Source organism: Paraburkholderia sp. SARCC-3016, from assembly GCF_031119615.1.
In the GTDB taxonomy this organism is placed as follows: Bacteria; Pseudomonadota; Gammaproteobacteria; order Burkholderiales; family Burkholderiaceae; genus Paraburkholderia.
Genome location: NZ_JAVHZD010000007.1, coordinates 132,100 through 152,713, shown reverse-complemented (window position 1 = coordinate 152,713; position 20,614 = coordinate 132,100). Strand labels below are relative to the sequence as shown.

Here is a 20,614-nt window from a genome sequence, read left to right as displayed (position 1 = left end):
GCTTATTGCGGCGGCAAATACTTCAGTGGGTCGACAGGCTTGCCCTGCCGGCGAACTTCGAAATGCAACATCACACGGTCCGAATCGCTATTGCCCATCTGGGCAATTGTCTGCCCCTTCGTCACCGCGTCCCCCTCTTTTACCATCAAAGCGCTGTTATGTGCATAGGCGGTAAGGTACGTTGCATCATGCTTGATGATAATGAGATTGCCGTAACCGCGCAGCCCATTTCCGGCATAAACGACCCGGCCGTCCGCCGAAGCCTTGACCGGTTCCCCGACGGTTCCGCCAATATTCAAACCTTTGTTTTTCGAATCGTCAAACGTGTTGAGCAGCGGTCCGCGCACGGGCCACGCGAATGTCACATTGCCCGCGGCCGCGGCCGCGTCGCTCGTGGCAGCCGGCGGCTGCGGCGGAATGGTTGTGGCCGTCGCGCCGGGCGCGTTGCTGGTTGCGCCGTAGAGCGGCGGCTGCGCGACGCCCGCGGCAGCCGGCGCGCCACCGGCGGGCGCGCCGGCGATCGGAGCGCTTTGCACCGCACCACCGGCAATCGGCGCCGTCGCGACGCCCGGCGTGGCCGCCGTCGGCGTCGTGCCGGGCGGCGCCACACGCAGCAGCTGGTCGACTTCGATCTGATTCGGGTTGGTCAGATTGTTCCACGTCGCGATATCGCGATAATTCTGGCCGTTTTCGAGCGCGATCCGATACAGCGTGTCGCCCGGCTTGACCCGGTAATAACCCGGAGGCGGCGGGCCGAGCGGCGCCGGAGGCTGGGCCGCCTGTTGCGAGGCTTCGGTGCCGAGCGCGCCGGAGCGATCGACGACCGGCGCATTGTCCAGGCGCGTCGCGCAGGCCGCGAGCAGCGATAGCGCGAATACGCACACACCACGTTGAGCCACGGTCAGACGGACATTCGTGCTGGTTCTTTGCATCGTGCGCAGCTTACTGATAGTCATCGGATTTAAATCACTCCGGATTTTAAGGGTACAAAGAAAACGCGATCAAGCCGCGACTCCCGCCACTGCGCGGGCCCCGTGCGTTCGACGAGCGTGAGCACCTGCGTCTGACCGTCCGGCGTGCCGACCGGCGCGACGAGACGCGCACCGATCGCCAGTTGTTCGAGCAAGGCCTGCGGCACGTCGAGACCGGCCGCCGCGATCACGATCGCGTCGAACGGCGCCGCCGCCGGCAAACCGATGCGGCCGTCGCCGTAATGCAAGCGAATATTCGGAATACGCAGTGGCCGAAGATTCGTCTTCGCTCGCTCGTATAACGGCTTGATGCGCTCGATCGAATACACGTCGCGCGCGACCTGGCTTAGCACCGCCGCCTGATAGCCGCAGCCGGTGCCGATTTCGAGCACGTTGGTGAGTTCGCGCCCTGCGGCAGCCAGTTCGATCATCCGCGCGACCACCGACGGCTTGGAGATGGTCTGGTGATGGCCGATCGGCAGCGCCGCGTCTTCGTAAGCCTGTGTGGCAAGGCCTGGATCGACGAACATGTGACGCGGCACCGTCGCCATCGCGTCCAGCACGCGCGGGTCCGCCACCCCGTTGGCTCGCAGCCGTTCGACCATGCGTTCGCGGACCCGTTCCGACGTCAGCGCATGCGCACGATTCAACGGGACATTCGGCGCGCCGGCGCGCTCGGGCGAAGCCGGCAGCCTTAGCGCCGGTTGCTGACGCGCGCTCGCGGTGCCGCCCGCGATGCCGCTCGTGATGCGTTTGGCGGAGCTATTCGCAGGCTCGTTGCGTTTGGCGGTCACTGCCGCGCGTGCGCCTCGCGCGCCGGCGCCGATAGACGAAGCCGCGCCGGAACTGCCGGCCCCCCCGGAGCCGCCCGATAAACGGCCATCCAGGACCGCGGTTTTCGCCGGGCGCGCGTCACCCGAACGCGCTTCGCTCCGGCGCGGTTCGCGCACCAGATCCTCGAGGCCTAGCGGGAAGCGCTTCGCGCGCTCGCCCGTCATGAAGCGCTGCTCCCGGCGCGCGCCCAGTCGCGCGTGGCGGGCAACATCTCGGTATGCGTGAGATCGAGCTGCAGCGGCGTGATCGACACGTAACCTTGCGAGACCGCGTGAAAGTCCGTGCCTTCGCTTGCGTCGCGCGCGCTGCCGGACGGGCCGATCCAGTAGATCGGCTCGCCGCGCGGGTTGGTCTGCCGGATCACCGGTTGCGACGGATGCCGCTTGCCGAGCCGCGTGATGCGCCACTCGCGCAACTGTTCGTACGGCAAGTTCGGGATATTGACGTTAAGAAGCGGATGGCCCGGCAACGGCGCGTCGAGATAATGTTTGACGATTTCGGCAGCGACACGCGCCGCCGATTCGAGATGCACCCAGTCTTTATCGACGAGCGAGAACGCGATGGCGGGCACGTTGAACATCACGCCTTCGGTCGCGGCGGCGACAGTGCCGGAGTACAGCGTATCTTCGCCCATGTTCTGACCGTTGTTGATGCCCGACACCACGAGGTCCGGCGTATGGTCGAGCATGCCGGTCAGTGCGATGTGAACCGAGTCGGTCGGCGTGCCGTTCACGTAATAGAAGCCGTTCGCGGAACGCAGCACCGACAACGGCCGCCACAGCGTCAACGAATTCGATGCGCCACTGCAGTTCTGCTCGGGCGCCATCACGGTGACGTCGGCAAGCGGCTTCAGCGCTTCGTAAAGCGCCGCGAGACCCGGCGCCAGATAACCATCGTCGTTGCTGAGTAGGATTCGCATCCGGCGATTGTAACCGAGGAAACAAGGCACGCGAACGACATGGCATGGTGCGATTGCCGATCGCGCAGCACCCGCGCGACATGCGCGCAACAGGCATGTGCCGCGCGACGGGAAGCACATCGGCAAGCACATCGGCAAGCGCGTCGCGACACGCGGCATGGCACTGCGCGACACGAACGCAGGCGGGACGACGCGCACGGTCGTTCGAGCATGCTTTACACTCGCTGCGTCCGCCCACCTGTGCCCGTCTGCGAACGCCGCTCAAAGGAGACGTCATGCGCGCCATCCGCTGTCATCGATACGGGCCGCCCGATATGCTCACGCTCGACGAACTGCCGGATTTGCAACCGCAGGCCGGCGAGGTCGTCATCGACGTGAAGGCGGCCACGGTCAACTTCGCGGACGTGCTGATCATCGAGAACCGGTATCAGTTGAAGCCGCCGCTGCCCTTCTCGCCCGGCGCCGAAGTCGCGGGCGTCGTGCGCGCGACCGGCGAAGGCGTGACACGCCTGAAACCGGGCATGCGCGTGGTCGCCTATATCGCGCATGGCGGCTATGCGGAGCAGGCGCGCGCGGCCGCCAACGCCTGCGTGCCGTTGCCCGACGATGCGCCGTTCGACATCGCCGCTGCGTTTTCGCTGACCTACGGCACGTCGTACCATGCGCTCGCCGACCGCGCAGCGCTGAAGGCCGGCGAAACCTTGCTCGTGCTCGGTGCGGCGGGCGGCGTCGGCCTCGCAGCGGTCGAAATCGGCAAGGCGCTCGGCGCGCGCGTCATCGCGGCGGCATCGAGCGAGGCAAAGCTCGCCGTATGCGTCGAGCACGGCGCCGATGCGACGATCGACTATGCGACCGACGACCTGCGCGAGCGCATCGCGGCGCTGACCGACGCGCGCGGCCCCGACGTGATCTACGATCCGGTCGGCGGCGTCTACACCGAGCCCGCGTTTCGCAGCATCGGCTGGCGCGGCCGCTATCTGGTGGTCGGTTTCGCGAACGGAGAGATCCCGAAGTTGCCGCTCAATCTCGCACTGCTCAAGGGCGCGAGTATTGTCGGCGTGTTCTGGGGGGAGTTTACGAAGCGCGAGCCCGAGCGCGAGGCCGCCGCTTTCGTCGAGATGACCGGATGGATCAGAAGCGGCAAGCTGCGGCCGTTCGTATCGGCGCACTATGCGCTAGAAGAAGCGGCGCAGGCGCTCAACGATATTGCGGCGCGGCGCGTGGTGGGGAAAGTGGTGATCACGCCCTGAGGGCGCCCAGCGCGAATTGCATACGCATCGTTTGAGGCGCTGAGGGAGCACTAAGATGCCCCGCGCCCGCACCGGGGCCGCACCGGGCGCTCACTGATTGCGCGTTAACGGCACGCGCTGTGATCGTAGATCACCTCACGCTCACAGCTTGTCCGTTTCGCCGCTCGCCGGCTGCCACTTCATGAAACGCCGCTCGATCACGCCGACAATGCCGTCGAGAATCAGCGCAAACGCGGTCAGCACGAGAATGCCGGCGAACACGGTGTTGATATCGAACGTGCCCTCGGCCTGCAGAATCAGATAACCGACGCCACGCGCGGAGCCCAGATATTCGCCTACCACCGAGCCGACGAACGCGAGCCCGACCGACGTGTGCAAACTCGAAAACACCCAGCTCATCGCGCTAGGCAGATATACATTGCGCAGCAGCTGCTGACGATTCGCACCGAGCATCCGCGCATTCGCGAGCACGACGGGGCTCACTTCCTTGACGCCCTGATAGACGTTGAAGAACACGATAAAAAACACGAGTGTCACGCCAAGCGCGACCTTCGATCCGATCCCAAGACCGAACCATACGCCGAAGATCGGCGCCAGAATCACGCGCGGCATCGAATTCGCGGCTTTGATGTACGGGTCGAACAACGCGCTCGCAACGGGCGCCAGCGCGAGCCACAAGCCGACCGCGAGCCCGAGCACGGTGCCGATCACGAATGCGAGCACGGTCTCGACGAGCGTGATCCACAAGTGAATATAGATTTCGCCCGACGTGAACCACTGCCAGATTCGCACGATGACTTTCTGCGGCTCGCCGAACAGGAACGCAGCCTTGTTCGGGTTGTCGAAATAGAAAGCGGGTAAAAGCGTCGGGCTCGTCAGCACGTACCAGAGCACGAAGCACAGCACGAGCAGCAGCCACTGCCAGATCACGAGGTTCGCCCGGTTCGGACGCAGCATCTTCCACATCGGTCGTCAGGTCCTTTCGCTGTTCGCGCGTGCGCCGCTCATACCGCTTTCAGTTGTTGCCGATAGCCCTTCAGTACCTCATCGCGCAGCACGCTCCAGATCCGCGCATGCAGTTCGACGAAGCGCGCATCCGAGCGGATCTCGGCGACGTCGCGCGGGCGTTGCAAATCGATGGCGAATTCGCCGATCGGCCGCGTCGCCGGACCCGCCGACAGCACGACGACGCGATCGGACATCGCGATCGCTTCGTCGAGATCGTGCGTGATGAAGAGCACGGCTTTGCGCTTCGCGGCCCACAGGTCGAGCAGTTCGTTTTCCATGAGCTGGCGCGTCTGGATATCGAGCGCCGAGAACGGCTCGTCCATCAGCACGATGTCGGGATCGAGAATCAGCGTCTGCGCCATCGCGACGCGCTTGCGCATGCCACCCGACAACTGATGCGGATAGCGGTCGCCGAAACCGCCCAGACCGACGCGCTTCAGCCACGCTTGCGCGCGTTCGCGCGCTTCGGCGCGCGGCACGTTATGGAACGACAGCCCGGCCATCACGTTTTCGAGCGCGGAACGCCACGGCATCAGCGCGTCGGCCTGAAACATATAGCCCGCGCGACGGTTGATGCCGCTCAACGGTTCGCCGAACACGCTGACCGAACCCGCCGACGGCGCAAGCAGACCGGCGCCGACGTTCAGCAGGGTCGACTTGCCGCAGCCGGTCGGGCCGACCACCGAGACGAACTCGCCGGGCGCGATATGCAGCGTTGCATCTTTGACAGCGGTGTAACGCGCGCCGCGTTCGTCGCGCGAAGCGAAGGTGCAGGTGATACCGTCGAGCGCGAGTGCCGGGACCGTCATCGTCTCGCACCTAGGCCTTGACCGTCGCGAGCGCCTTCTTCACGAAGTCGTTGGTCCACGCTTTCGACAGATCGATCGGCTTGCCTTGCACGGTCGCATCGAACGCCTGCAGCGTTTTCAGCGACGTTGCGGGTCCATCGGCGGCCATCAGTCCATCGGGCGAAATGGCCGGCTTCACGTGCTGCCAGGCCGCGATATACAACGCGCGGTCGCCGAGCAGATACGACTCGGGCACGGCATTGGCGACGTCGTTGTCGCTCGCCGTTTGCAGCCATTTGAGTGCGCGCACCATCGCATTGGTTAGCGCCTGCGTCGTATTCGGATGCTTGTCGATAAAGCTTTGCGACGCATACAGGCAACCGGCCGGCATATCGCCACCGAACACCGCATGCGTATCGGCTAGCGTGCGCGTATCGGAAATCACGCGAATATCGCCCGCGCGCTCGAGTTTCGTCATCACCGGATCGAGATTTGCAAGCGCGTCGATCTGTCCGGCCTGCAGTGCGGCGACCGCGCCGGCGCCCGCGCCGACTCCGATAAACGACACGTCCTTCGCAGTCAGCCCCGCTTTCGCGATCACGAAGCTCGCCATGATCGCCGTCGACGAACCGGGCGCGGTCACGCCGATCTTCTTGCCTTTCAGATCGGCGATCGTTTTATAGTTCGGCATCGTCTTCTTCGACACGGCCAGCACGATCTGCGGTGCACGTCCTTGCAGCACGAATTCACGGAACGTCTGATGCTGCGCCTGCAGCAGCAGCGTGTGTTCGAACGCGCCCGACACGACATCGGCACTGCCGCCGACGGCCGCCTTCAATGCCTGCGAACCGCCCGCGAAATCCGAGATTTCGACGTCGAGCCCTTCGTCCTTGAAGTAGTTGCGCCGCTCCGCGATAGTCAGCGGCAAGTAATAGAAAAGGTTCTTGCCGCCGACCGCGATCGCGACCTTGCGCGTCTCGAGTTTCGCTTGCCCGAATGCGAACGGCGAATGGGCTGCGATCGCCGTGCCCGCGAGCGCCGCGGTGCCGGCCAGAAAGGTTCTGCGTTGCATCGTTGCAATCTCCGTTTCTTTTCTACTTGTGCTTGTGGTGTGCGCTTGCAGCGCTCGAGTCAGACGACCTGTTGCGCATGCAACCTTGCGATGTGGTCCGCATCATAACCCAGCGATTGCAGGATCTCGTCGGTATGCTCGCCGAGTTGCGGACCGAGCCAGCGCGTGTCGCCGGGCGTGTCCGAAAACTTCGGCGTCACCGCGGGCAGCGCAATCTCCTCGCCGTCCTGCCACTTGAAGGTCTGGATCATCTGACGCGCGAGGTACTGCGGATCGGTGAACATATCCGCGACGCTGTAGATGCGGCCGGCCGGCACGTCGGCCGCGTTCAGCACGGCGAGCGCCTCGTCGATCGCGCGCGTCGAGAGCCACGCGGCGATCGCGCCGTCGATTTCCTGCGTGCGCGGCACACGCCCATCGTTATGCGCAAGCTCGGGGTCGTTGGCCAGATCGTCGCGGCCGATCGCAAGCATCAGGCGCCTGAAGATCGGATCGCTGTTGCCGCCGATCACGATACTGCCATCGCGGCACGGATATGTATTGGACGGCACGATACCGGGCAGCGACGCGCCCGTACGTTCGCGCACCATGCCATAGACGCCGTACTCGGGCACGACGCTCTCCATCATGTTGAAGACCGCCTCGTACAGCGCGACATCGACGACCTGGCCTTTGCCGCCGTTCACCTGCCGGTGATGCATCGCCATCAGCGCACCGATCACGCCGTGCAGCGCCGCGATCGAATCGCCGATCGAAATGCCGATGCGCGGCGGCGGCAGATCGGGGTAACCGGTAATGTGCCGCAAGCCGCCCATCGCTTCGGCAATCGCCCCGAATCCGGGACGATCGCGATACGGGCCGCTCTGACCGTAACCGGAGAGCCGCACCATGACGAGACCGGGGTTCCCGGCCGACAATACGTCGTAGCCGAGCTCGAGCTTCTCGAGCAGCCCCGGGCGAAAATTTTCGATGACGATGTCCGCTTCCTTCGCGAGACGCCGCACGATTTCCTTGCCCTCTTCGGCCTTCAGGTTGACCGTCACCGATTTTTTATTGCGCGCCTGCACGGCCCACCACAGCGATGTGCCGCCTGCCTCGGGATACAGCTTGCGCCATTTGCGCAGCGGATCGCCGCCCTTCGGGTCTTCGATCTTGATCACTTCCGCGCCGAATTCGCCGAGAAAGCGCGCGGCGAACGGACCGGCAATCAGGGTGCCGAGCTCGAGCACCTTCACGCCTGCGAGCGGGCCGCCTGCGTGAGCGGTGTGAGTGGCGTTCGTCGCGTTCATGGGTGTCCTTCGATCATGGGTTACATCGGACTGCGTCGAACTTCGAACCGCCTCGACCTACATCGAGCGCCGGTCGAGCATCGCCCGCGCGATCGTGCCCGCGTCGACGTATTCGAGTTCGCCGCCGACCGGCACGCCGCGCGCGAGACGCGTGACCGACAGGCCGCGTGCTTTCAGCGTCTGCCCGAGGTAATGCGCGGTCGCTTCGCCTTCGTTCGTGAAGTTGGTCGCGAGCACGACTTCCTTGACGACGCCGTCGGCAGCGCGCCTGACGAGGCGATCGAAGTGGATCTCCTTCGGACCGATGCCGTCGAGCGGACTCAGACGCCCCATCAGCACGAAGTAAAGGCCGCGGTAGGTCATGGTCTGCTCGAGCATGATCTGGTCGGCCGGCGTTTCGACGACGCACAGCAGCGTCGGATCGCGCTCCGGATCGCTGCAGACTTCGCAGATCTGCGCTTCGGTGAACGTATTGCACTTCTCGCAGTGCTGCAGATGCTCGGTCGCATAGAGCAGCGACCGGCCGAGCTTCTGCGCGCCGTCGCGATCATGCTGCATCAGGTGATAGGCGATGCGCTGCGCGGACTTCGGCCCGACGCCGGGCAGTGCGCGCAGCGCTTCGACGAGCGCCGACAAGGCGGACGGTTGTTTCATGCGGATTTCTGGCGCAAATGCCGGGCCCGGATTGAAAACCGTAATTTAGAAAGGCAGCTTGAAGCCCGGCGGCAACGGCATACCCGCGGTCATGCCGCCCATCTTCTCCTGTGCGGTCGTCTCGGCCTTGCGCACCGCATCGTTGAACGCGGCCGCGACGAGATCCTCGAGCATGTCCTTGTCGTCTGCAAGCAAGGACGGATCGATCGACACGCGACGCACGTCGTTCTTGCAGGTCATCGTCACCTTCACGAGACCGGCGCCCGACTGGCCCTCGACCTCGATCTGCGCGAGCTCCTCCTGCATCTTCTTCATGTTTTCCTGCATCTGCTGGGCCTGCTTCATCAGTCCCGCGAGTTGGCCTTTCATCATGGACGTGCTCCTTCTTGATCGTATGGGATGCGCGGAACGCTTCAGTGTCGCTCAAGCGCCGCAAGTTCGCTTTGGGTTTGCGCTTTATGCTCGCGCTTCGGGTTTCTAATACTGTCCCGGTTCGGGCCGGTGTGGTTTGTTTCGATTGGTTTGGTTTGTTTCGAGCCGTTTGCTTCGGGTTGTCCAGTTCTGTCTATGGCGTGGGTCAGTGCGCGGCGCTCGCGCCGCCCGCGCCACCCTGCGCCGCCGGCATCAACGGGCGAATCGAGCCCGGCACGATGCTCGCGCCGAACTCGCGGATCAGCGACTGCACGAACGGGTCTGCGCCGATCTCCCGCTCCGCTTCCTGCTGGCGTTGCGCGCGCGCCGCGGCATCGAGCGCGGCCGCCGTGCGGCGCGCCGGGCCGACTTCCACGACGACCTCGACCGAACGGCCCAACCGCTCGGCCAGCGCGGCCTTCAGCTTTGCGACTTGCGCCGCATCCGCGTACTGCGGAACCGGCACGTTGAGCTTCAGCGTCGTGCCGTCGAGCGCCATCAACTCGCTGTTGAACGCGAGCTGATACGAAATACCCTTGAGCGGCAGGCCGGCGGCAAGCGCCGGCCAATCGCCGTGAAAGCCCAGTGTGTCGAGCGGCACGGCCGGCGGCAACGGACGCGTGTCGACGGCCGGCGCCGGCGCGGCGGCCGGGCTCACGCGGAGATCGTTGGCACCGCTGTCGAAGACCGGCGCGAAACCGTCGTCCGGCGGCGCGAAAAACGCGTCGTCCGCGGACATCGGGACGTAGTCGTCGAGTGCGCCCGCGGCGTCGGGCGGGATGTCCTCCCAGGGCGGCACCGTGGCGCTGCTGCCCGCACCGGCCTTTGCGCCCGCGCGCGACGAAGCGGCGCGAGATGACGCGTTGTCCTGCTGCTGGGCCTGTGCCTGGGCACGGCGCGCGGGCTCGGGCGTCGGTACCGCGACGCGCGGCGCGGCGGGCTTCGGCGGCACCGGTGCCGCTTTTGCAGGCACCGCTGACGCTGACGCATTCGGCCTGCTGCCGCCGCCCGCCAGCTTCATGCCCGCATTGCGCAATACGTCGAGTGCCGCACTCGCGCCGCCGCCGCGACGCGGCGCACCGTCGGCCGGTTGCGTTGACGGTTGTGTCGAAGATGACGTGGGTGCCGGCTCCGGGTCCTGCGCTTGCGCCGCCGCGTCGATGAAACGCTGTTGCACGGCCGCGGCAGACGCGGCTGGGACCGGCACTGGCTCGACTGCGGCGGATGCGCCAGCGCTCGGTGTCGCACCGGCATCCGCATCGACGCCGGCCGTCCGCGCACCGCTTTCGGCACCCTCGGAATTTTCGGAGCCCGAAACCGATGGTGTCGGCGCTTCGGCTCGTGCGGGTGTCGAAGCCCCTGTGGCATGCGCGGCCAGCGTGCCTCGCCGAACGGCGGTTTCCGCTGAATCGGCGTTGCCGCCCGACAATGCATTGCTTGCGCCCGCCGGAACCGATACCGCTTGCTGTCCGCGCGCTTCATGCGCTGGCTCTCGCATCGCGGCCGTCTGGTCAGCAGCAGCGGACCCGACGTCCACATTCGCCGCATCGAACGCGACATCCGCTTCCTGCGCGTCGGCCGATGCCGTACGGCGCGGCGTCGGCGCCTGCGGCACAACAGTTTGCTGCGCGGTCACCGCGGGCGCGCCCGCGCGCCGGCCGCCGCCCGCCCCGCTTTGCTGGCCACCGGGCCGCGCCGCGGATGCCGGCCCACCGCCCGCCGCGCCCCCGCCGCCGTTGGCTGCCGGTTCGAAGGCGAGCATGCGCAGCAGGGTCATCGTAAAGCCCGCGTATTCGTCAGGCGCGAGACCGAGTTCGCTTCGGCCGATCGTCGCGATCTGATAGAACAGTTGCACCTGCTCCGGACTCAACGCATCGGCAAAACGCCGCACATCGCCGGCCTCGGGCCATTCGTCGAGCACCGACGACGGCGCAAACTGCGCCCAACCGATCCGGTGCAGCAAGCTCGCGAGGTCTTGCAGCGCCGTCGAAAACGACAGGCTGCGCAGCGCCATTTCATCGGCCACCGCGAGCACTGCGGGGCCGTCGTTCGCCGCGAGCGCGTCGAGCAGCCGGATCAGGTAGCTTTGATCGAGTGCGCCCAGCATGCCGCGCACGGCTTCTTCGGTCACCTGGTTTGCCGAATACGCAATCGCCTGGTCGGTCAGCGACAACGCATCGCGCATCGAACCGTCCGCTGCGCGCGAGAGCAATCGCAACGCCTGCGCTTCGAATGCGATCTGCTCCTCGCCGAGAATCCGCTCGAGATGCGACACGATATGGCCGGCCGGCATCTGCTTCAGATTGAACTGCAGACAGCGCGAGAGCACCGTGACGGGAATTTTCTGCGGGTCGGTGGTCGCCAGAATGAACTTGACGTGCGGCGGCGGTTCTTCCAGCGTTTTCAGCATCGCGTTGAACGCATGGTTCGTCAGCATGTGCACTTCGTCGATCATATAGACCTTGAAGCGCGCATCGACGGGCGCATAGACCGCGCGCTCGAGCAGCGCCGCCATTTCGTCGACCCCGCGATTGCTCGCCGCATCCATCTCGACATAATCGACGAAGCGGCCTTCGTCGATCTCGCGGCATGCGCGGCACACGCCGCATGGCGTGGCGGTTACGCCGGTTTCGCAGTTGAGCGCCTTGGCGAAGATGCGCGACAGCGTCGTCTTGCCGACGCCGCGTGTGCCGGTGAACAGATAAGCGTGATGCAGGCGGCCGCCATCGAGCGCATGCGTGAGCGCGCGCACCACGTGCTCCTGTCCGACGAGCGACGCGAAATCTTTCGGCCGCCACTTGCGTGCGAGAACTTGATAGGTCATCGGGAAATTGTATCAGCAACGCATCAGCACAAAGCCGGCTCGACCGTCGGCAGCAAAGCGAATGGGAGAAACAGGTTTGAGCGCTCTATTGTATTTGGCTAATGGCCCGATAGAAAACGGCCATTAGCGTGAGGCGTCTCGCGCGTGCCCGCACGCAAAAGCGTGCCAAGGCGAAAACCGCGCGCAAAATTAAAAGGAAAGCGGGTCGGCGAAAGCGAGGCGGACGCAAACTCGTCAACGGACACGCGTGGAACGAGATGGAACCAGCGACGCAGAACGCGACGCGCAAAAGGCAGAGGAAGTGGGAAACACGGGAAAACAGGAAGGTGACGAGCCCGACCCTCGGCACTGGTGGAAAACGGCTGTGGCTGCTTCGTTCCCGACCTGACCAGGTTGACCGCACCTCCATGCGAGGAGGCCCGTCACGTCGCATTCTATCATCGCGGCGGCAAATCTCCTAACCCTTGTGTTCGCCGCCGCCACCTCCAGATAGGTGCGGAAAGGAACGGCAGAGGGTTGCGGCAAACCCGCCGCAGCGCGCCGCTCCTGCTGTCCGGGATGGGTACTATCACCACGGGCAGCACATAGCGAATTAGGCTAAACTGCGTGCAAGTGACCCGTAAAGCCAAGCGCCGAGCGCCTTCGCAGGTTCTTAGCAGTCAGTCCCCACAGACCCTCGAACGTCATTCGGTTGAGCCTTTCTTTGCGGTAAAGCGAACGGAGATTTTCTTCAGTTTTGATGTATCGTGGCGAGCATTCAGGCAGGCCTCGAACCGGATGAGGTATTCAGACAATGAGCGAACAAATCAAGCACATCAGCGACGCATCGTTCGAACAGGACGTTGTGAAATCGGATAAACCCGTACTGCTCGATTTCTGGGCGGAATGGTGCGGTCCGTGCAAAATGATTGCACCGATCCTCGACGAAGTCGCAAAGGACTACGCAGACCGCCTGCAGATCGCGAAGATCAACGTCGATGAGCATCAGTCCACGCCGGTCAAGTTCGGCGTGCGCGGTATCCCGACGCTGATTCTCTTCAAGAACGGCGCAGTCGCCGCACAGAAGGTCGGTGCGCTGTCGAAGTCGCAGCTCACCGCGTTCCTCGACGGTAACCTTTAAACAGCTTTAATTGAACGATTTGCCGGCGCGTTTTATTGCGACTCTTTTATTGTCGTGTTTTGCGACCGGTTAATTCCGCGAGTGCGGCGTCGCCGACACCCGCTCCTCCATCCGGTTTGCCGCGCGACGCACGCGTGCATACCGGGGGAGATCGCGCCGGGTCGGACCGACGGTCAGGGTGCCCGGATGAATTGCCGGGTTAAAAAGCTTTCACCGTCCCTCCAGGTTCTGTGCTGAATGGCCTGTTGTTGTGGGTTCACAACACGGGCAAAACAAAGCGGCCGGTCCGCCACGCAAGCCGTAGCACGCGTGTGCTATGCTAGAATTCACAAAACGTCGAAAAGACGAATAAGTCCCTGAGCGGTTCCGCTCAACTCTCCTCCCAGATTTCTTTTCAGGTCGCACCTTCTCCTGCGGGTTCTCCGTATGCATTTATCCGAGCTTAAGACTCTGCACGTGTCACAGTTGATCGAAATGGCCAATGGCCTCGAGATCGAAAGTGCGAACCGCCTGCGCAAGCAGGAATTGATGTTCGCCATTCTCAAAAAGCGCGCGAAGACGGGCGAAACGATCTTCGGTGACGGCACGCTCGAAGTGCTGCCGGACGGTTTCGGTTTCCTGCGCTCGCCGGAAACGTCGTATCTCGCGAGTACGGACGACATTTACATCAGTCCGTCACAAATCCGCCGTTTCAATCTGCATACGGGCGATACGATCGAAGGCGAAGTGCGCACGCCGAAAGACGGCGAACGCTATTTCGCGCTGGTGAAAGTCGACAAGGTCAACGGCCAACCGCCGGAGGCGTCGAAGCACAAGATCATGTTCGAGAATCTGACGCCGCTGCACCCGAACAAGGTGCTGCTGCTCGAACGTGAAATGCGCGGCGAAGAAAACGTCACGGGCCGCATCATCGACATGATCGCGCCGATCGGCAAAGGCCAGCGCGGCCTGCTCGTCGCGTCGCCGAAGTCCGGCAAGACCGTGATGCTTCAGCATATTGCGCACGCGATCAAGCAGAACCATCCGGACGTCGTGCTGTTCGTGCTGCTGATCGACGAACGTCCTGAAGAAGTGACGGAAATGCAACGCTCGGTGGCGGGCGAAGTGATCGCGTCGACGTTCGACGAACCGGCCGCGCGTCACGTGCAGGTTGCCGAAATGGTGATCGAAAAAGCGAAGCGCCTCGTTGAAATGAAGAACGACGTCGTGATTCTGCTCGATTCGATCACGCGTCTCGCACGCGCGTACAACACGGTCGTGCCGGCATCGGGCAAAGTGCTCACGGGCGGTGTCGATGCCAATGCGCTGCAGCGTCCGAAGCGCTTCTTCGGTGCGGCTCGCAATATCGAGGAAGGCGGCTCGCTGACAATTATCGGCACCGCGCTCATCGAAACCGGTAGCCGCATGGACGACGTGATCTATGAAGAGTTCAAGGGCACCGGCAATATGGAAGTGCACCTCGAGCGTCGTCTCGCGGAAAAGCGTGTCTATCCGTCGATCAACCTGAACAAGTCGGGCACGCGCCGCGAAGAGCTGCTGATCAAGCCCGAGATCCTGCAAAAGATCTGGGTGCTGCGCAAGTTCATTCACGACATGGACGAAGTCGAAGCAATGGAATTCCTGCTCGACAAGATCCGCCAGACGAAGAACAACTCCGAGTTCTTCGACATGATGCGCCGCGGCGGTTGACGCACTGGCCTGCTTCGAACCAGCGCTGCAAATCAGCGCTGCAATCAGCGCGTTAGAGTTAGTTGAATACGCCCGCATTCGCGGGCTTATTCTCATCGAGCATGGAGTCAGGCCGGCGCCGCGAATCATCGCGCGTCGCGTCGAGTCGCACAATGCGCAGGGCCGAGCCCGGCGCGATTAAAATCATCGCTGTCCGGAAAAACCACGGCCACGAAAATCGTCATTGCGTCATTGCGCGTGACGTCGCCGCCTTCAGCAATGCTCTCGAAACTGACTCAGTGGATCGACACACGCCGCCGCAAACGTGCGCTGCGCACCCACGCGGTGTCCGACGCGCTATGGCAAAAAACGCTTGGCGCCCTGCCGTTTCTCGCGTGTCTCGACGTCGAAGATCAGCGGCGTCTGCGCGAGCTGACGAGCCTCTTTCTCGCGCAGAAAGAATTCTCGACCGCGCATGAACTCGAACTGACCGACGAGATTTGCGTCGCGATCGCGGTCCAGGCGTGTCTGCCGGTGCTCAATCTCGGCCTCGAACTGTATCGCGGCTGGGTCGGCATCATCGTCTATCCGGGCGAGTTCGTGATCCGCAAGACCGTCGAGGACGAAGACGGCGTCGTCCACGAAGTCGAACACGATGCGAGCGGCGAAGCATGGGAAGGGGGCCCCGTCGTGCTTTCGTGGGAAGACGCACAAATGACGGACGGCAGCGACGCGTACAACGTCGTGATCCACGAATTCGCGCACAAGATCGACATGGTGACGGGCGACGCGGACGGTCACCCGCCGCTTTTTCGCAGGCTGCACGCGCCACTCGACAGCACCGCCTGGGCCAACGTGTTCGATCGTGCATACGACCATTTCTGCGCGCGGGTAGATGCGGTGCCCGATCGCCGCTGGGCGCGTTTCGAGCGCGAGTCGCTGATCGATCCCTACGCGGCCGATCATCCGTCGGAATTTTTCGCTGTCTGCAGCGAAGCGCTGTTCGTCAAGCCGCGCGAGTTCGAAGCCGGGTATCCGGAGCTTTACCGGCTGCTGGCCCGCTATTACCGGCAGGATCCGGCGAAAACAGGCGTGCTGCGCACAGCCGCAGCTGATTAGAAATATCTGACGAAATTCTCGCCAAGCGCCTGATTTTCTGGCATAATCGCGGTTTTTCGACCTTAGGCAAGTGGCTTACGGATCCGCGCACTGAGTTCGTTCACTGAGTTGACTACTGCCTCGCCTACCGAGGCGCTCACCGGGCACTCGCTGCACCAGGCTGAGGCACATCAGGATTCGCAGGCTGGCTACCGCCCGATCAGAGGAAAGACCATGAAAGAAGGCATTCACCCCAATTACCGCGAAGTGCTGTTCGAAGACATGTCGAACGGCTTCAAGTTCGTGACGCGTTCGACCATCCAGACGCGCGACACCGCTGAATTCGAAGGCAAGAGCTACCCGCACGCGAAGATCGAAGTGTCGTCGGAATCGCATCCGTTCTACACGGGCCAGCAGAAGATCATGGACACGGCCGGCCGCGTCGAGAAGTTCAACAAGAAGTTCGGTGCCCGCGCAACGGGCAAGGCCACGAAGTAAGCGCGCGTCGCGAACTTCGCGGCGCCGGGACGACACGCAATGCTCGACCCGCGCAGCACAACACCAGAAAGGGCAGCATACGCTGCCCTTTTTTATCGGCCGGACCAAACCGGCCCTCACTCGACCTGTCACGATATCGATCGCCGCGCCAGCGCCGCCTGCGCGTCCATACAGACAAAGCGGAAAAAGCAGGCCGAGCTTCACGCCGATTTCACGTCGATGCAAGCCGCGCGTGCGGCGACGGCCCGCCATGCGGGCCCAAACATCGGATACCGAACCGGCGGCGACCGCAGCAAAATCGCCATTAGCAATGCGCCGTTGTCAACACCTGGTTGTCGGCACGCCATGCTGCCTGTTACACGTTCATGACGTGCAGCGCCGCGCGCGTCTACAATGCCGGATGCTCAAAACCGGCCGGGGCGCCGCGCTGCACGCCGGGACAAAACCAGTGGCAAACCCCGTGTTCGATACCGGGGTTGCCTTGCTGTCCAACCGCTTGCTGTTCGACCGCTTGCTCCCAGAACGTCCATCGCGTCCCGAAAAAACGCTTCATCACGATCAATAACACCGCATGAGACCCGTTGTCCGACTCACCGCCTCCGCGACCAGCGCTTTGCCGCGCTCCCTGCTGCTCGCCATCTGCGTGATCTACGCGTCGTTCGGCCTGTTCGGCCGCGACCCGTGGAAAAACGAGGACGCGGCCGGCTTCGGCGTGATGTGGACGATGGCGAACGGCAATCTGCACGACTGGCTGCTGCCGAACCTCGTCGGGAAATTCATCACATCCGATGGACCGCTCGGCTACTGGCTCGGCGCCGCCGCAATCCGCGCGCTCGCGCCATGGGTCGACGCGAGCAACGCATCGCGCGTTTTCACGGGCCTGCTCTTCTGCGCGGCCTGTGCGTTCGTCTGGTACGGCGCCTATCTGCTCGGCCGGCGCCCCGAGGTGCAGCCGTTCAAATACGCATTCGGCGGCGAACCGGAACCGCGCGACTACGGCCGCACGCTCGGCGACGGCGCGCTACTGATCCTGCTCGCGTGCTTCGGCCTCGCCGAGCGCGGTCACGAGACCACGCCCGCGCTCGCGCAGTTCTTCTGTATCTCGATGCTCGTCTACGGTCTCGTGCGCATGCTCGACAAGCCGATACAGGGTACGCTGATCTGGGGCGGCGGCCTCGGCCTCGTCATGTTGACGGGCAGCCCCGTGCTGGTCGGCGCGCTGCTCGTCGGCACCTTCGTCATGACGCTGATCGTGCGCGAAGCGCGCACGCGCTGGCTGCTGATCGCGGGCCTGCCCGTCGCGCTCGCGCTGTCGATATCCTGGCCGATTGCCGTGCTCGCCGCGTTTCCGGCCGACGGCGTCTGGTTCCTGAATCAGTGGATGCGCGGCAGCCTCAATTCGTTCATGGGCCCGTTCGGACCGGTGCTGCTGTATGCGCTGAAGAATCTGCCGCTTTTCACATGGCCGGCGTGGCCGCTCGCGATCTGGGCATGGATCAGCTGGTCGGGCTTGCGCCGCGCGCCGCATATCGCGATTCCGCTCGCGGTGATCGGCCCGCTTTTCGCGCTCGTCGTGCTGCAAAGCTCGGAGACGAACCGCCTGTATATGCTGCCGCTGCCCGCGCTGTCGGTGCTCGCCGCCTTCGCGCTGCCGACGCTGAAGCGCGGCGCGATCAATGCATTCGACTGGTTCGCAGTGTTGAGCTTCACCGTGCTCGGCTCGTTCGTCTGGCTCGTCTGGCTCGCATCGATGACGGGCTTCCCGTTCTTCCTCGCGCGCAACCTGTCGCGGCTCGTGCCCGGCTATGTGCCTCAATTCAAGATCGTGTCGCTGATCTGCGCAATGGCGGTGACCGTCTGCTGGATGGCGCTCGTGCAATGGCGCGTCGCGCGACACCCGAAGGTGTTGTGGCGCAGCGTCGTCCTGTCGAGCGCGGGCACGACGCTGATGTGGGTGCTGCTCATGACGCTGTGGCTGCCGATCGTCAACTACAGCCGGACCTACAAGGACGTCGCGCAGCAGATCGCCGCACATTTGCCCGAAGACTACTCGTGCATATCGCCGGTGCGCCTCGGCAACGCACAGATCGCCACCTTCGCCTATTTCGGCGGCATGCACTTCTCGTTCGCCGACGACGATTGCGACGTGATCCTGCGCCAGGACACGCAGGACTTCGGCGAACCGAGTTCGATGTCGAACTTCGTCTGGAAGCTCGTCTGGGAAGGCCGCCGCGCGGCCGACCGCGACGAGCGTTTCCGGCTGTACGTGCGAATCGACCGTCCGAAGCCGCCGGTCAAGCGGCGCAACGTGCGGCCTAAAACGCCGCAGTGAATCCGACAGTGCGCGAATCGCCGCTCGGCGCGCCCTTTCTCGCGAACCTCCGCAAGATCGCGGTGCTCGCGTGGCCGGTACTGATCGGCCAGCTCGCGATCATTGCGTTCGGCGTGATGGACACCGCGATGGTCGGACGCTATTCGTCGACGGATCTGGCGGCGCTCGGACTCGGCGCGTCGATCTATATCTCGGTCTACATCGCGCTGACCGGCATTCTGACCGCCCTGCAGCCGATCGTCGGACTCTCGTACGGCGCCGGGCGTCATGAGGAAATCGGCGAAGACGTGCGGCAGGCGCTATGGCTCGCCGCGGCGCTGACGGCAATCGGCTTTCTGATCCTGTACTTCCCCACCCCGCTGCTGCAGCTCGCGCACGCGCCCGATGCGCTGCGCGAGCGCACCGTCGCCTATCTGCAGATTCTCGCGTTCGGGTTGCCGGCAGCGCTCGTATTTCGCGTCTATTCCGCGCTCGCGACTGCTGTCGGCCACCCACGACTCGTGATGTTCCTGCAGGTCGGCGCGCTCGCGCTAAAAATCCCGCTGAACCTGTGGCTGATTTTCGGCGGCCTTGGCGTGCCTGCCGCCGGCGGTCCCGGCTGCGCGCTCGCAAGCACGCTGCTGAACTGGCTGCTCGGCGCGACCGCCTTGCTGCTGCTCGTGAAGCTCGAGGTCTTCAGGCCATTCGCGATTTTCGCGCGCTTCTGCTGGCCGGTCCGCGAGCGCCAGTTCGCGCTGTTGAAACTCGGCATTCCGATGGGCGCGTCGTATCTGATCGAAGTGACGTCATACACGTTCATGGCGCTGTTTATCGCGCGCTTCGGCACGACCACGCTCGCGGGGCACCAGATTGCCGCGAACCTCGGCGCCGTGCTGTATATGACGCCGCTGTCGATCGGCATCGCGACCTCGACGCTCGTCGCGCGTGCGCTCGGAGCGCGGCACGATGCGGCGGCGCGCACCCTCGCGCGGCACGGCATCGTCATGGCATGCGCGATTGCATGCTGCTTCTGCGCGATCGTGCTCGCGCTGCGTCCATTGATCGTGGCAGGCTACACGACCAACGAGCACGTGACGGCCGCCGCGCTGCCGCTCGTGTTGATCGTCGCGATCTATCACATCTGCGACGCGTTGCAGGTCACGTCCGCATTCGTGCTGCGCGCCTACCGGATCGTGATCGTGCCGACTGCGATCTATGCCGTCGCGCTGTGGGGCGTCGGGCTCGGCGGCGGCTATCTGCTCGGGTTCAACGTGGGCGGCGTCGTGCCGCCGTGGTTGACCGGCGCGCGCGGTTTCTGGGTGGCGAATACCTTGAGTCTCGCGGTGGCGGGCGTCGCGTTGCTGTTCTACTGGCACAACGTCAGCCTCCGCCCTGTACAGGCCGACGACGCGCGCGACGCGTCGTAGCACGCGGCGCCGCACCGCGTTTTCGGGCGCGCCGGGTTCAGGCCGCGGCGCCCTCTGCCGCGTCGATATGCCCGAACACGTCCCGCGCCGCGAAGAGCGCATTCAGCGCAGCCGGAAATCCCGCATACACGGCCATCTGCATAAAGACTTCGACGATCTCGTCGCGCGTGCATCCGACATTGAGCGCCGCTTCGATATGCACCTTCAGTTGCGGCTGTGCGTTACCGAGCGCGGCTAGCGCGGCGATCGTCGCGATCTCGCGCGAGCGCAGATCGAGCTGCGCACGGCTATAGATATCGCCGAACGGAAATTCGATCAGAAGACGCGCAAAATCCGGCGCAACTGGCGCCAGCGATGCGAGCACTTTTTCTCCGGCCGCGCCGTCGATTTCCTTCAGCTTGTCCCAGCCCCGCGCATAGCGCTCGTCTTGCGCATCGAGTTCATGGTGAGTGTGTTGCATCGTGATCTTTCG

Annotated in this window: 18 protein-coding genes and 1 other RNA gene; 7 read left to right on the top strand and 12 right to left on the bottom strand. The window is 64.1% G+C overall.

The window, feature by feature from the left end; translation table 11 throughout:
- Window positions 1-2: 2 nt before the first annotated feature.
- The 3 genes from QYH69_RS09465 to surE are packed head-to-tail and all read right to left on the bottom strand — an operon-like array spanning window position 3 to window position 2,724.
- Window positions 3-950 (bottom strand): peptidoglycan DD-metalloendopeptidase family protein, encoded by a 948-nt coding sequence (locus QYH69_RS09465; RefSeq protein ID WP_308831668.1) that lies wholly within the window; start codon window positions 948-950, stop codon window positions 3-5.
- A gap of 11 nt (window positions 951-961) precedes the next feature.
- The gene (locus tag QYH69_RS09460; RefSeq protein ID WP_308831612.1) at window positions 962-1,969 is read right to left on the bottom strand and encodes a protein-L-isoaspartate(D-aspartate) O-methyltransferase; all 1,008 of its coding nucleotides are present in this window, start codon (window positions 1,967-1,969) and stop codon (window positions 962-964) included.
- Complete coding sequence (gene surE, locus QYH69_RS09455) at window positions 1,966-2,724, bottom strand: 5'/3'-nucleotidase SurE (RefSeq protein WP_308831611.1); 759 nt, start codon at window positions 2,722-2,724, stop codon at window positions 1,966-1,968. Before surE ends, QYH69_RS09460 begins: the two co-directional genes overlap by 4 nt.
- A gap of 275 nt (window positions 2,725-2,999) precedes the next feature.
- On the opposite strand from surE, the gene QYH69_RS09450 reads away from it, so the two are divergent.
- Window positions 3,000-3,974, top strand: a complete 975-nt coding sequence (locus QYH69_RS09450; RefSeq protein WP_308831610.1) for an NADPH:quinone oxidoreductase family protein — start codon at window positions 3,000-3,002, stop codon at window positions 3,972-3,974.
- Window positions 3,975-4,115: 141 nt separating this feature from the next.
- Here the strand turns inward: QYH69_RS09450 and QYH69_RS09445 are convergent, their stop codons facing one another.
- The 8 genes from QYH69_RS09445 to ffs all read right to left on the bottom strand — a co-directional run bounded on the left by QYH69_RS09445 (window position 4,116) and on the right by ffs (window position 12,444).
- A complete protein-coding gene (locus QYH69_RS09445) occupies window positions 4,116-4,940 on the bottom strand; it encodes an ABC transporter permease (RefSeq protein ID WP_308831609.1) in 825 nt (274 codons plus the stop codon).
- A gap of 38 nt (window positions 4,941-4,978) precedes the next feature.
- The gene (locus tag QYH69_RS09440; protein ID WP_308831608.1) at window positions 4,979-5,791 is read right to left on the bottom strand and encodes an ABC transporter ATP-binding protein; all 813 of its coding nucleotides are present in this window, start codon (window positions 5,789-5,791) and stop codon (window positions 4,979-4,981) included.
- Window positions 5,792-5,801: 10 nt separating this feature from the next.
- On the bottom strand, window positions 5,802-6,842 hold the full coding sequence (locus QYH69_RS09435) for an ABC transporter substrate-binding protein (protein ID WP_308831607.1): 1,041 nt from the start codon (window positions 6,840-6,842) through the stop codon (window positions 5,802-5,804).
- 59 nt (window positions 6,843-6,901) lie between these two features.
- Window positions 6,902-8,131, bottom strand: coding sequence for a CaiB/BaiF CoA-transferase family protein (locus QYH69_RS09430; RefSeq protein ID WP_308831606.1), 1,230 nt, complete (start codon window positions 8,129-8,131; stop codon window positions 6,902-6,904).
- Window positions 8,132-8,188: 57 nt separating this feature from the next.
- Window positions 8,189-8,785, bottom strand: a complete 597-nt coding sequence (recR, locus tag QYH69_RS09425) for a recombination mediator RecR (RefSeq protein ID WP_075157313.1) — start codon at window positions 8,783-8,785, stop codon at window positions 8,189-8,191.
- A 45-nt stretch (window positions 8,786-8,830) separates the two neighbouring features.
- On the bottom strand, window positions 8,831-9,157 hold the full coding sequence (locus QYH69_RS09420) for a YbaB/EbfC family nucleoid-associated protein (protein WP_308831605.1): 327 nt from the start codon (window positions 9,155-9,157) through the stop codon (window positions 8,831-8,833).
- A gap of 205 nt (window positions 9,158-9,362) precedes the next feature.
- Entirely contained in the window at window positions 9,363-12,020 is a 2,658-nt protein-coding gene (locus QYH69_RS09415) for a DNA polymerase III subunit gamma/tau (protein WP_308831604.1), read from the bottom strand.
- A 325-nt stretch (window positions 12,021-12,345) separates the two neighbouring features.
- An RNA gene (ffs, locus tag QYH69_RS09410) (signal recognition particle sRNA small type) lies at window positions 12,346-12,444 on the bottom strand.
- Window positions 12,445-12,813: 369 nt separating this feature from the next.
- On the opposite strand from ffs, the gene trxA reads away from it, so the two are divergent.
- The 6 genes from trxA to QYH69_RS09380 all read left to right on the top strand — a co-directional run bounded on the left by trxA (window position 12,814) and on the right by QYH69_RS09380 (window position 20,142).
- Window positions 12,814-13,140, top strand: a complete 327-nt coding sequence (gene trxA / locus QYH69_RS09405; RefSeq protein WP_006048864.1) for a thioredoxin TrxA — start codon at window positions 12,814-12,816, stop codon at window positions 13,138-13,140.
- 426 nt (window positions 13,141-13,566) lie between these two features.
- Window positions 13,567-14,829, top strand: coding sequence for a transcription termination factor Rho (gene rho, locus QYH69_RS09400; protein ID WP_075157316.1), 1,263 nt, complete (start codon window positions 13,567-13,569; stop codon window positions 14,827-14,829).
- Between the two features lie 258 nt (window positions 14,830-15,087).
- Window positions 15,088-15,927, top strand: a complete 840-nt coding sequence (locus QYH69_RS09395; protein ID WP_308831603.1) for a zinc-dependent peptidase — start codon at window positions 15,088-15,090, stop codon at window positions 15,925-15,927.
- Between the two features lie 213 nt (window positions 15,928-16,140).
- Complete coding sequence (locus QYH69_RS09390; RefSeq protein ID WP_075158829.1) at window positions 16,141-16,404, top strand: type B 50S ribosomal protein L31; 264 nt, start codon at window positions 16,141-16,143, stop codon at window positions 16,402-16,404.
- 571 nt (window positions 16,405-16,975) lie between these two features.
- A complete protein-coding gene (locus tag QYH69_RS09385; protein ID WP_308831602.1) occupies window positions 16,976-18,736 on the top strand; it encodes a glycosyltransferase family 39 protein in 1,761 nt (586 codons plus the stop codon).
- Complete coding sequence (locus tag QYH69_RS09380) at window positions 18,733-20,142, top strand: MATE family efflux transporter (protein WP_308831601.1); 1,410 nt, start codon at window positions 18,733-18,735, stop codon at window positions 20,140-20,142. Before QYH69_RS09385 ends, QYH69_RS09380 begins: the two co-directional genes overlap by 4 nt.
- A gap of 37 nt (window positions 20,143-20,179) precedes the next feature.
- Here the strand turns inward: QYH69_RS09380 and QYH69_RS09375 are convergent, their stop codons facing one another.
- A complete protein-coding gene (locus tag QYH69_RS09375) occupies window positions 20,180-20,602 on the bottom strand; it encodes a carboxymuconolactone decarboxylase family protein (RefSeq protein ID WP_308831600.1) in 423 nt (140 codons plus the stop codon).
- Between the last annotated feature and the right edge of the window lie 12 nt (window positions 20,603-20,614).